This window comes from Lacrimispora sanguinis, assembly GCF_044987295.1.
Lineage (GTDB): Bacteria > Bacillota > Clostridia > Lachnospirales > Lachnospiraceae > Lacrimispora > Lacrimispora celerecrescens_B.
Map to the genome: position 1 here is coordinate 3,764,797 of NZ_CP173277.1, position 13,485 is coordinate 3,778,281.

10 protein-coding genes are annotated in these 13,485 nt (G+C 34.2%); 9 read left to right on the forward strand and 1 reads right to left on the reverse strand.

The window, feature by feature from the left end; genetic code table 11:
• Positions 1-97: 97 nt before the first annotated feature.
• On the reverse strand, positions 98-1,921 hold the full coding sequence (locus ACHZES_RS17465) for a sugar phosphate nucleotidyltransferase (protein ID WP_395546978.1): 1,824 nt from the start codon (positions 1,919-1,921) through the stop codon (positions 98-100).
• A 677-nt stretch (positions 1,922-2,598) separates the two neighbouring features.
• On the opposite strand from ACHZES_RS17465, the gene ACHZES_RS17470 reads away from it, so the two are divergent.
• The 9 genes from ACHZES_RS17470 to ACHZES_RS17510 all read left to right on the forward strand — a co-directional run bounded on the left by ACHZES_RS17470 (position 2,599) and on the right by ACHZES_RS17510 (position 13,466).
• Positions 2,599-4,218, forward strand: coding sequence for a cell wall-binding protein (locus ACHZES_RS17470; RefSeq protein ID WP_395546976.1), 1,620 nt, complete (start codon positions 2,599-2,601; stop codon positions 4,216-4,218).
• A gap of 210 nt (positions 4,219-4,428) precedes the next feature.
• Positions 4,429-5,991 (forward strand): O-antigen ligase family protein, encoded by a 1,563-nt coding sequence (locus tag ACHZES_RS17475; protein WP_395546975.1) that lies wholly within the window; start codon positions 4,429-4,431, stop codon positions 5,989-5,991.
• Between the two features lie 474 nt (positions 5,992-6,465).
• Positions 6,466-7,821, forward strand: a complete 1,356-nt coding sequence (locus tag ACHZES_RS17480) for an exopolysaccharide biosynthesis polyprenyl glycosylphosphotransferase (RefSeq protein ID WP_395546974.1) — start codon at positions 6,466-6,468, stop codon at positions 7,819-7,821.
• 136 nt (positions 7,822-7,957) lie between these two features.
• Complete coding sequence (locus ACHZES_RS17485; protein WP_395546973.1) at positions 7,958-9,115, forward strand: glycosyltransferase family 4 protein; 1,158 nt, start codon at positions 7,958-7,960, stop codon at positions 9,113-9,115.
• Positions 9,112-10,251, forward strand: a complete 1,140-nt coding sequence (locus ACHZES_RS17490; protein WP_395546972.1) for a glycosyltransferase — start codon at positions 9,112-9,114, stop codon at positions 10,249-10,251. Before ACHZES_RS17485 ends, ACHZES_RS17490 begins: the two co-directional genes overlap by 4 nt.
• A gap of 59 nt (positions 10,252-10,310) precedes the next feature.
• Entirely contained in the window at positions 10,311-11,459 is a 1,149-nt protein-coding gene (locus ACHZES_RS17495) for a glycosyltransferase family 4 protein (RefSeq protein ID WP_395546971.1), read from the forward strand.
• An 18-nt stretch (positions 11,460-11,477) separates the two neighbouring features.
• Positions 11,478-11,948: a hypothetical protein gene (locus ACHZES_RS17500; protein ID WP_395546970.1), complete on the forward strand. Its 471-nt coding sequence runs from the start codon at positions 11,478-11,480 to the stop codon at positions 11,946-11,948.
• 1 nt (position 11,949) lies between these two features.
• On the forward strand, positions 11,950-12,726 hold the full coding sequence (locus tag ACHZES_RS17505) for an ABC transporter permease (RefSeq protein ID WP_395546969.1): 777 nt from the start codon (positions 11,950-11,952) through the stop codon (positions 12,724-12,726).
• On the forward strand, positions 12,726-13,466 hold the full coding sequence (locus ACHZES_RS17510; RefSeq protein ID WP_395546968.1) for an ABC transporter ATP-binding protein: 741 nt from the start codon (positions 12,726-12,728) through the stop codon (positions 13,464-13,466). The genes ACHZES_RS17505 and ACHZES_RS17510 overlap by 1 nt, the downstream gene beginning before the upstream one ends.
• Positions 13,467-13,485: the final 19 nt, after the last annotated feature.

A 13,485-nucleotide genomic window follows, 5' to 3' on the forward strand; every position in this document is an offset into this window, starting at 1 on the left:
TCGCACTGCTCATCGCTTTCTTGTACATTATACCACAGTACCGACAGGAATACCTAAACATTTTATTACGATTTGCGGACATTTTCCAAAAATATCATTATTTGGCGATTTTGGTGCATTTTTTGTAATAGTTTTTTGCATAACGATACATGATTATGGTATATTCGCCAAATTCATCTCCTAAGGCTGCCTTGTATACTGCCCATAGACTCCACAGAAAGCCGCCAAGAGCGATATAAGCATAAACGGTGAAACGTTCTTCTTCAGAAGGCTCTCGTTCCAGGTAGATCCTTATTAGATCATCTGCTTCTTCTTCGTTGTAGTAGGAGTAAATCGCGCTCATACTGATATCGATAAGTGGATCACACATTCCGGAATATTCCCAATCGATTAAGCGCACGTTGCCATCGGGCATCATTAAAAAGTTATCGACCACGGTATCAATATGGGAAAGGACTTTCTTATGATTCAACTTGTCCAATTGGTCTAAGAGCTCAGTCATCTGCTTACGGACAGCGGAGTAATCGTCAAACGGGATACCCCCGTGGGCCTTACATAGCTTTTCGTAGAAGTCGATCCGTTCGCGAATGTCAAAGGAATGGTCTACTGTAAGCCCGGATTTGTGGAGCCTTCGGACAACCGCCATGCAGCGTTCCATTTCTTCCCGGCTGGAAGGGTTGGCATTATGAGTACCTTCATAAAATTCCGCAATCTTATATCCTGTTTCTCCATTAAAGTAAATGACTTTTTCCGTAATATCCAGACCGCTTAAAGCATCATAAACTGCTTTTTCCTGCTGGCGGTTAATAAGAAGCTCTGTTCCGGCCCCCGGGATGCGGCAGATATAATGGCGATCCTTAATTTTAAATAGGAAGGATTTATTGGTCATGCCTGATTTTAGGCATCGTATTTCTGTGATTTCTGACTCAGGTACTTTGAATACAGTCGATACTAATTCCATTGCTTCATTATCGGAATGGTGCTGATATTTCAAATCAAAACGGCGAAGTTCTTCCAGGTTCTCAAATTCATATACTTCGTCAGCCGATCTGCGGTTGATAAACAGGTCAATGTCCTGTTTTGCCTCAGGGATATGAGGAAGCCTCTTAGCTGCTTCTCCGGACAGCATTTCCATATAGACATTTTCCCAGTAGAACTGTTCGGTTCCAGGGAGATTGTAATAATTTTCCAGTACGGTGAGAAATTGCTCTGAGAATAATTTTGAGAAAAAAACTGGCCCATACATCACCCATTTGTCCTGGCCGCCTACGGATACATTTAAAATGCGTCCCTTCTTATTATAATCAAGGCACCATTCGGAGGTTTCCCCTTCCATGTATGACGCGGAATACCATGCACCGCCTTCATAGGCATGGTACATATTGTGGCGCATCCAGTTATCGGAGGAAAGAACGTACATATTCCTACCACGGAGAAGTTTACGGGCATGATAAATGGTGGTCAGGGTGTTTTTCTGGGAATACTCATGATTATATAAAAGCTTAACCTGATATTTGTCTATAAGGTATTCAAATTTTTCCTTTAAATAACCCACCACAATGGTGATGTCCCTGATTCCGGCTTCATGGAGCTGGCGGATCTGACGTTCGATCATTCGTTCTCCGAATACTTCCAGCAGGCCTTTGGGTGTTTCGAACGTTAAGGGGACGAAACGAGAACCGAAGCCGGCAGCGATGATGACGGCACCGTCTACCTTATTATCATTTAGAAGGGCTTGGCCAGCCGGAAGTAATTCGTATAGATCGTTGGCGTTTCCAATCTCAATGTATTTTTTTTCTATGCATTCCTTTATTAAGTTATTAACGGTTCCCAGGGAAACGCTAAGCTCTTTTGATAAATCTCTTTGTGTGACTGCCGGGTTTTCCAGAATGGAACGGCAGATGATGACGTTACGATCCATAGTCGTATGACCTCCGTATAGTTGATAAATTAGTAAGATGGCGAAAGGTGTTCAGAAATTGTGATTATTATTAATATATGAACATTATACCCATTGTAATGGTAAATTGCAATAGGGGATTGTGATTGGATTGCGGCAGAAGATTGTTTTTGAAGATTGTTATAAAAAATTGTCGATATATCTTGAACACATGTGCTTGAGAATTGATTATCATGTGTTTATTTTATCTTGTACTGTTTTGCTCTGAGACAAACTGAGATTGCTGTGTGTAGAAGAAAAAAACTAGGTTTTTGGTCGTAAGTGATACTATTTTCTGGTGTTGAATCTTTGCCAATAATATGGATTATAAAGGAAAGTGTGGAAAATAAATCATTGTAAACATGATTGTACTAATAAAAAAACAATTTATCATTAATAATACAATTTCGTAATGATTATGTAAGAAAATGCACAGAGAAATGTTATAGCATTTTCCAAAATAATATATTATAATATACCATGTGATGGAGGAATTGATAGCTTCTACCGGAAATGTTATTTTTTTTTATATTTTGCAAAAAATGCAAAAAAAGTAAAAAAGGTATTGATAATTTCCATTATAGGAAGTATAATTACCTCGTAATGCAATTAGGAATTTCGAAGAGTATTTCAAAAAGAAAAAGGAGAGTGCATTAATTATGAGAAAGCAGACCAAATTAGTTGCTGTATTATCTACAGCAGCACTGCTTGCATTAGGCGCTTCCATGTCCTCTTTCGCAGCAACTGGCTGGCAGGAAGAAAATGGTACATGGGTGTACTATGACAAGAACGGCGATTTAGAGACAGAGAAATGGGAAAAATCAGGAGATAACTGGTTCTACCTCAATGATGATGGCGAAATGACTACCGATGCTATCGTTGAATACAACGATAACTACTACTATGTAGATGCGAACGGTGCAATGGTAACCAATCAGTGGGCATCTGTTGAAAATGATAACTATGATGGCGATTCTGAGAATGAGCCAGTAAATCATTGGTATTATTTTGGCAGCAATGGTAAAGCTTTCAAGGCTTCCACTAATAGTACTTCACCATCCTTCAAGACAATCAATGGTAAGAAATATACTTTTGATAGCGAAGGTAAGATGTTATTTGGTTGGATCGGTTCAGATGGCGAGAGAAAAACCGATGACAATGCTTGGAGAGACGGATTATATTATGCTGGTGACGAGAATGACGGCGCAATGGCTACAGGCTGGAGATTCCTTGACATCGTAGATGATTCATATGATAAAGCTGATGCAGGTAAATCAAGCATCAATTTATTTGATGATGAAAATCAGACCCGCTGGTTCTACTTCAAAGACAGTGGAAAGAAAATGGCTAAAGAAGACGGTAAGACCATTAATGGCAAGAAGTACAGCTTCGATGAAGATGGCCGTATGAATGCTGAATGGGTAGTCTTTGGCGCAACTCCAGACTTAGCAAGCAAGGGTAGCGTTGAGTATACCGAAAGCTGGAGATTCTATGGCTCACCTGAAGATGGCGCAAGAATTACCAAGGGTTGGTTTAAAGTTGTTCCGGATTATTTCTTAAACGATGGTGATTACAACGATGATTCTGATGCTTGGTATTATGCAGATGGTAACGGAAATTTAGTTGCTTCTAAGATTAAATCCATCAATGGAAAGAAGTATCTGTTTGATGAAAAAGGAAAAATGAAATCTGGTCTTAAATTCGTTTTAGTTGATGGCAAGGATGTTACAGCAATTGCTGCATCTGATGATGATGATTATCCATATGAGACTGAAAGCGAATATAAAGATAATGCAACCCATTGGCTTGGAGAAGGATATCAGGCTTATTACTTTGGATCTGGCGATGATGGTTCCATGAAGACCGGAAAGCAGACTATTAACTTAGATGGAGATAACTTCAATTTCCTTCTCAATAAGTCTGGTGGTACTCAGGGTGCTGGTAAAACTGGAAGAGACAGCGATAAGATTTATCTTGCAGGTATCCTTTTAACTGCTGATAAGGATGATAAATATGTAGTTGTTACTAATGCTGGAACAAAGGATGCTACAGTTCTGAAAGCTGATGAGATTGTTAAGAACTTAGAAGTGGATGCAACTTTTGATACAAAGAAATATTCAGAATATTACACTGTTAAGGATTTAGCAGCTCTTAAAGATGCTAAGTTAATTAACACATCAGGTACTGTTCAGAAGAATAAAGACAAGGCAAAAGCTAGTGTTGATTATTGCTTTAAGCTGGAAGGCGAGAAGATCGTAGCAATTTATTTAGATAAATAATTTGTTTATAGTCAATCGTTAGTAACGTAAAAATCGGTGATGGGGAAACCTGTCACCGATTTTTTTGAGGTTTTCTACTACTGATATCCAGGACTTGTGTGGTAATACTAATGATGCATATTAGTTTCCATTTTTATTTGGAGAGTTGCATGAGTTGGCGTAAGATGCTATACTATAGCAAATAATGAAAATGAAAGGATATTATTAATAATGAGTGAACTATCACCAAAAGCTGATAAAAAGGACTTTTTGTCTATAATTCTTGGCATATATGTAGCTTTAATTGGCATAGGTCTTCCCCTTGTTGTCAAAGATCGATACTTTGACATCCTTATCATAAAATATCGCTATTACTGTATATGCACAATTTTAATGTTGGTGTTAGTAATGGGATATTTTGTTACAGTGAGATCAAAACATACTGTGTTACTTTTTAAAGAATTTTCGTTGAAAAAGGTTTTTAGAAGTTGCTCAATTGTGGATTATTCAATCTTAGTATATTTAATAATTGCTATATTATCGACCATTTCATCAGATTATCGTTATGAATCATTCTGGGGGAATGAAGGCAGGTATACAGGACTCTTTCTGATTATGTTATATGTAGCAAGTTATTTTTGTGTAAGTAGGTTTACGAAATTCAAAAGCTGGTATGTTGATCTCATATTGGCTGCCGGATTATTTGTGTGTGTGTTTGGGATTACGGACTATTTCAAATTGGATATTTTTCATTTCAAGGCTGGTATGATTCCAAAAGAAATGCCAATTTTCACATCAACGATAGGGAATATAAATACTTACACTGCGTATGTTGGAATTTTGGTTGCTATTGCGACTGTTTTGTATACTACGGACACACAATTTAAGAATATGATATGGCATTATTTCTGTATGGTGATTGGTTTTTTTGCGATTATTATGGGTGTCAGTGACAATGCATATCTTTCATTGGGTGCATTATTTGGTATTTTGCCATTATATTTGTTTAAAAAAAATAAAGGGATTCAAAAATATCTCATTGTATTGGCGACATTTTTTTCAGTCATTCAATGTATTGACTGGATTAATGGTTACTTTGGAGAACGCGTTCTTGGAATAGAAAGCGTATTTGATGTGTTAATAAGATTTCAAGGTTTGCCATTTTTGGTAATTGGTTTGTGGGGAATAATTGTTCTTTTGTATTTTATCTCTTATAAGAAAAAAATCGAAATCGATAATTTTGGAAAATTGTTTAGATATCTTTGGATGGTATTACTTTTTCTTACAATTTTAGCTATATTGTACGCTCTTTATGACTGTAATGTGGCTGGCAATGTAAATAGATATGGGAGTTTAGGCTCATATCTTCTCTTTAATGATGATTGGGGATCTGCCAGGGGATATATCTGGAGAAATGCTATGGAATGTTATTATGGGTTGCCATTTTGGAAAAAAATTGTGGGATTTGGACCTGATACTTTTGGTATTTTAGTAATGAAAAAAACCGCAAATAATCCTTATAATCAATTGTTTGATAGTGCACATAATGAATATCTTCATATGTTAACCACGGTTGGACTTGCGGGTCTGATATCTTATTTAGTTTTTATATTTGAAAATGTAAGGAGATGCTTTTATTATAGAGATAAATCACCATATATTATTGCAATAATGTTTGGTGTTATTTGCTATAGTGTTCAGGCCTTTGTAAATATCAACCTCCCAATTGTCGCACCTATATTTTGGCTCTTATTGGGCATGGGGGTTGTAAGGTCGATAGAAGAGGAATTGTAAAAAAAAATAAATATAAACTTCAAATACTGATGAATGTTGTTTTTATACTTAGTATTTGAAGTTTTTTATTGTGAGGGAAGAATTAAAAATATAAGTTTTTGGCAGATATGAATTTATTAAACGACACCGTCGAACGATTAGAATGTGAAATCAAGAGCAGGTATTTCCGGATTGATAATACTCTGATTCCTGATTCTAGGTGCCTTTGGAATTATTTGTCAGTCATTTTCTTAAGTTACATCTAGTACATATATTAAGTTTAATAGAACGTATTGTCAACACTATTAAGCCTTTATTTTACATAATTAAACAATTATTGATATTTTTTAATAGAAAGGTAAAATATTCATAAATTCTTAAAAATTAGCAGCTCTTTTTAACTTATAGAAGATTGTACTTAGTATAGAGAATATGTTATACTTATGTGTGATTGGCAATTGGAGTAAGATGACGACAAATGAAGGTGTATTTTAAATGAAGGTTAATCAGAAATATAAAAGGCTCATAAAAGTGTTTTTCACTTTTGGAATTACATCAATGTTGATTTTATTGTATGGCTATATATGGATTGGCTATTATAATAAAATTTTAGAGTTTCCCTTTTTTCGCCGAGGAAATTGGATGATGATTTTCCTCTATGGAGTTCTTCTTGTTCTTTTTATGAATATATATGGTGGTTTTAAAGTCGGGTATTTAAAAAAGGGAAATTTGATATATTCCCAGATTCTGGCGGTTATCTTTACTAACGTCTTTACATACTTACAGATTGCAGCTTTAGATAAACACTTTTTAAACCCTTTACAATTAATAAAGATGACAGGGATGGACTTTTTAATTATTATAGGTTGGACTCAGGTATACCAATGGTTCTATGGAAAAATATATCCTCCTAGGAAAATGCTTTTGATTTCTGGAAGAAGGTCAGATTATCATCTTGTAGAAAAGATTAATTCAAGAGAGGATAAATACGAGATATGTAAAATAATTAATATTCAGAATGGAATTCATTTACTGCAACAGGAGATATTGAAATATGATGGAATCATAATAGGTGACATTCCATCTCACGATCGTAATTTGTTATTAAAATATTGTTTTTCGAATTCAATTCGGACCTATAATGTTCCTAAAATATCAGATATCCTGCTAAAGAGTTCGGTGGAACTGAATCTATTCGATTCACCGCTATTGTTATCAAGAAATGAAGGTCTAACCATTGAACAGCTATTTATCAAGAGGCTGGTAGATGTTCTAGGAGCTTTGGTAGGTATAGTTTTGACCTCACCTCTGTTTTTAATCATAAGTTTATTAATCAGATTTACAGATAAAGGTCCGGTCTTTTTTAAGCAGGCTAGACTGACAAGAGACGATAAAGTATTTTATATTTATAAGTTCCGTACCATGATTCAGGAGGCAGAAAAGGATGGAGTGGCCCGAATGGCTGAGGAAGGAGATTCAAGGATTTTGCCTATCGGGCATTTCCTGAGGAGAACGAGGCTAGATGAGTTGCCCCAGCTTTTTAATATAATAAGGGGAGAGATGTCCTTAGTGGGCCCAAGGCCAGAGCGGCCGGAACTGACTGAAGAAATACTAAAGGATATACCAGAATTTGCTTATAGGACTAAGGTAAAGGCAGGCCTTACGGGATATGCACAAATTTATGGGAAGTATAATACAACGTCGTATGATAAATTAAAACTCGATTTGACCTATATTCGCAGTTATTCGTTACTATTAGATTTGAAATTGATATTTATGACTCCTAAGATTATGTTTATGAAAGAGGCTACAGAGGGGGTTACTATTAGACAACCAAAAACAAAGAAGTGAAAGCTGGAAAGTCTTATCAATTCGTACAAGCTAATTATGTAAAGAATATTTACATTAATATTTGAAAATTAATATAGTATAAAATTGTAAAAGGTGACTTTTGATATAGTCTTAATAAACGAAAGGCAAAATTAATATGAGAATAGCATTTGATGTACAATTATTTTTAAAAGGTGATAAAACAGGCATAGCTTGGTGTGCTGATAATCTCATTAAAGAACTTTCAGAAGATAACAATAATGAATATCAATTAAATTATTTCAAAACGTATCAGGCAAGAGGAAAACTTAATGAGCTAGAGGTATATCGAAAAAATGGCTGTATTGATAATGCATGCAAATATTTTAATGATGCCTTGTATAAGCTATTGTGGAATATAGTACCCATTAGTTATTCTGTATTCTTTGGAAAGCAAGCGCAAATCACTCAATTTTTTAACTATTCTATTCCGCCGGGGGTAAAAGGAAAAAAGGTAACGATAATTTATGATATGGCATATAAGGCGATTCCTCAAACTGTCCGTGAGAAAACGAGAAGATGGCTAGAACTTACAGTTTCCAAATCGTGCAAACGTGCTGATCGGATAATAACGATTTCTGAGTTTAGTAAGTCGGAAATAATTAAATATTTACATATAGAAGAGAATAAAATTGTTGTCATGCCGATGGGAGTAAATAATAATTTGTTTCATAGTGAATATAAGTCTGATCAGATACAGATAGTTAAAGAAAAATACAAAATAGATGGGCAATATTTTTTGTATTTAGGAACACTAGAACCGAGAAAAAATATTGAGAGAATTATTGAAGCATATAGTCATTTTATCAAACGCAATGATAAGAAGGATATACCGTACTTAGTATTAGCAGGTAAAAAAGGTTGGATGTATGATTCGATATTTGAAAAAGTAAAACAACTGGGCATTGAAGATAAAATTATATTTACTGGCTATGTATTGGAAGAAGAGGCCCCAATATTGATGTGTGGAGCAAGATGCTTTATATTTCCAAGTTTATATGAGGGTTTTGGCATGCCGGTGATTGAAGCTATGTCGTGTGGGACACCGGTTATTACGTCTAATACAACTTCATTAGATGAAGTGAGTGGTGAAGCAGCTATTAAAGTAAATCCTTTTAACGCACATGAAATTACAAAAGCTATGGAAGCATTTATGGAAGAAGATACGATTGATCAATATCGGGTCAAAGGTTTGAAACATGCAAGTAAATATACATGGAAAGAGGCAGCTTCTATTCTGGTTAATGTTTATAATGTATTAATGGAGAAAATATGACGGCAAAAAAAATTAGTGTTTTGGAAGTTAATAAATTATATTATCCGGTAACTGGTGGAATTGAAAGATTGGTTCAGCAGATAGCGGAAGGACTTAATGAAAGAGTTAACCTTAAAGTGTTGGTATGCAAGAAAAAAGGGTTTGGATTAATTGAGAAGGTAAATGGAGTTGAAGTGGTACGAGCAGGTAGTGCCGGGATATTATTTTCATTACCCATATCACTATCATTCGTTTTGAAACTGCGAAAAATATCAAAAGAAATGGACATAATCCATTTTCACGTTCCATTTCCTTTAGGAGATTTGGCATGTCTTATGTCAAATTATAAAGGAAAAGTTGTGGTATCATGGCATAGTGATATTGTTAGACAGAAAAAAATGATGAAATTTTATAAGCCGTTAATGGAAAAATTTTTAAATCGAGCAGATATTATTTTAGTTGCTACTCAAGGGCATATAGATGGATCTGATTATTTGCCTAAATACCGTAATAAATGCCGGATTATCCCATATGGTGTGGAACCACGTATTGAAGAACTTGCGGATAAATATTTAATAAAAGGAAAAGTAGAAAATACTAAGGTGGATAAGCCTGTAAAATTTTTGTTTATTGGTAGATTAGTTTATTATAAAGGATGTGATGTTTTAATTGAGGCATTTTCTAGAGTGAAAAATGCAGAGCTTTGGGTGGTAGGAACAGGTCCATTGGAAGAAAGCCTGAAGCAAAAGGTTAGGGATTTGGACATAAGTGAGAAAGTAAGGTTTCGAGGTGTAATATCAGATGATGAGATGGTAGAATGTATTTGCTCGTGTGATGCGCTTGTATTGCCTTCTGTAATTAAAAGTGAGGCGTTTGGACTTGTACAATTAGAAGCCATGGTTTTTGAAAAGCCTGTTATTAATACTAATTTACCAAGTGGTGTACCTTATGTAAGTATTGATAAAGAGACAGGGCTTACGGTTGAGCCTGGGTCTGTTGAACAATTAACAAAAGCGATGCAATGGCTGGCTGACCATGAAGACGCTCGGAAAACTATGGGTAAAAGGGGGCGTCAAAGGGTGAAAAGGTATTTTACAACAAAAGATATGCTTGATAATATCGAAAGCATATATGAAGAATTGGTGGGGCGGCAGTAAAGGAATTGTTTTAATGAAATAATCTATTAAGAAAAGTGGTTAGAGCCGGGAGGAAAAGTTTGAAAATTGGGTTTGATTCTCAAATACTGTTTGAAAGGCAGAAGACAGGAATTGGAAGAAATTCTGAAGCCATGATCGATCATTATATACAAACTAATTCTGATGATATAGTCTTGAATTATTTTAAAATGATTGATGAAAGTAATAGAGAAAAAGTAATAGCACATTATAGGAATAAAAATAACGTAATAATTAATAAATGCAGATGGTTTCATAATGTGTTATACTATAAAATTAACCATTATTTTCCTATACCATACTCATTATTTTTTCGTGAAAAAGTGGAAGTTACTCAATTCTTTAATTATGTAATTCCACCAGGGGTTAAGGGCAAGGTGGCTTTGTATGTCTACGACATGGCATATAAGGTATACCCTGAAACGATAGGTACCAAAACCTTAAAAATGTTAAATACAAATTTGGAAAAGTCATCAAGTCGTGCTGACTATATTATTACAATATCAGAGTTTAGCAAAAGTGAGATTATAAAATATCTAAATATTTCAAGTGATAAAATTGCAGTGATACCTTGTGCAGTTGATCATAATATTTATAATGAAATATTAGATCCTGAAAAACTTTCTAGTATTAAAACAAAGTATGGGATTAGTGGAAATTATTATTTTTATTTGGGAACATTAGAACCAAGGAAAAACATAGAGAGATTAATAGATGCATATGCAATTTTAAATGAGCGATATAGTGAAGTCCCTTTTTTAGTCTTAGCTGGTAAAAATGGCTGGAATTTTGATAATATTTATAAGAAAGTTAAGGATTATAATCTGGATAAGAAGATTATTTTTACAGGGTATATTGAATCCAATGAATCGGTTATATTATTAAAAGGAGCTTTTGCATTTGTGTTTCCTTCCATTTACGAGGGGTTTGGAATGCCGCCATTAGAAGCTATGGCCTGCGGAGTTCCGGTAATTACATCAAATGTTACTTCTCTGCCAGAGGTAGTGCAGGATGCAGGGTATATGGTGGATCCTTTTTCACCAGAGGATATAAGTGATGCTATGGCTAGAGTACTAAATGATCCTGAGGAGAGAGAGCAATTAAGACAAAAGGGTCTTAATCGAGCGAAGGAATTTACTTGGAGTAGGTCTGCAAAGTTATTACAAGAGGTCTACAAAAAAATGTTGTAAACTGAGGTATGTTGAAAAATGAAAAAAATAAAACTATATGGGACATTAATTATAATTATATCCATCATATACATTATATCCCTCTGCTATATCAGCGTACAATTAAATAATCATCCTTATAGAATAGTAATAAGTGCTGATCAATTGATGTATGAAGCTTTATTACAAGATAAAGATAAACAAATGTATGTACCAATTGTTATTGAAAACAAATCAAATCGATTGATATCTTCTAACAAGAATATTAGTATGGGGTATCATTTGTATAGTGTTGATAACGATTATAATCAAACGATGATATCTTGGGATAATGCATTAACAAGTATTGATGACATCTTTAATAATGAAAAAGGCATTTGTAATGTAGCTTTAACTATACCAGATAAAGCTGGCACATATATATATTATATTGATGTTCTTGAAGCAGATAAGTATTGGTTTTCGGAAAAGGGTGTTCTTACAATACCAGTAACAGTAGAGGTTAAATAATATGAAATTAATAACAGAATTATATACATATAGAGAAATGATCTTCAGTTTAGTTAGAAGGGATCTGAAAGGACGATATAAAGGTTCAGCATTAGGCTTTTTATGGACGTTTTTAAATCCTTTGTTGCAATTAGGTGTCTATACACTTGTCTTTTCTGTAATTATGAGAAACGGAATTAAGGACTACTACCTGTTTTTATTTGTTGCTCTTATCCCATGGATATTTTTTAGTACGTGTGTATCTGGTGGCGCAACTTGCATAATGACTCAGAAGGAAATGGTTAAAAAAATATACTTCCCAAGACAAGTTTTGCCATTAGCATTCGTTACAAGTCAATTTGTTAACATGTTATTGTCATTCTTAGTTGTGATTCCAATACTATTGATTAGCGGTAAAGGTATTGATTTATTAGCATTAACATATTTGCCATTAATAATGATCATTGAATATGTTTTAGCACTTGGAATGGCTATGTTGGTATCAGCCATTACAGTTTATTTAAGAGATACAGAATATATACTTGGAATTGTTACAATGGCATGGCAGTTTTTATCCCCGGTTATTTATTCTATTGATCAAGTGCCAGAAAAAATCAGACCGTTATTTTTATTAAATCCTATGACATCTATATTAACAGCGTATAGAGATATATTGTATTATAAACAGGTTCCTCAGGTAGTAACATTGCTTAATGCTGTTGCATTGGGAGGCGGATTAATGTTAATTAGTCTGTTTGTATTCGATAAGTTATCAAGGCATTTTGCGGAGGAATTGTAATGAAACAGGGAAATTCAATAGAAGTTACGAATGTAACTAAATCATTTAAGGTCTTTTTTGATAAAGGTTCGACATTAAAAGAAAAGGTATTATTTCGTAATCGTAGAAAATACGAAAGAAGAGAAGTGCTTAAAGGTATCAGCTTTGAAGTGAAAAAGGGGACAGGAATAGGTCTAATAGGGCAAAATGGCTGTGGAAAAAGTACGACATTGAAGTTGTTGACAAAGATTATGTATCCTGATAGTGGAAAAATTGAGATGATGGGACGAGTATCTAGTTTAATTGAGTTAGGTGCGGGATTTCATCCAGATATGAGTGGAAGAGAGAATATTTATATTAATGCTTCAATTTTTGGATTATCAAAAGCTGAGATTAATGAAAAATTGGATTCGATAATAGAATTTTCTGAATTAGGGGATTATATTGACAACCCAATCCGTACATACTCATCTGGTATGTATATGCGTTTAGCATTCTCAGTCGCTATTTATGTAGATGCAGATATTTTACTAATTGATGAGATATTAGCAGTTGGTGATATTGCGTTTCAGGAGAAATGTTTTGAAAAATTAAAAGAAATTAAACGAAATGGGACTACTATTGTTATCGTATCTCATTCATTAAATCAGATAGAAGAGATCTGTGAAGAGTCAATATGGATTAAAGAGGGATTGATACAAATGAAAGGTGAACCTAAATTGGTTCATAAGCAGTATTTGGAATACATGAAGAATAAATAAAATAAATAGGAAGTGATAT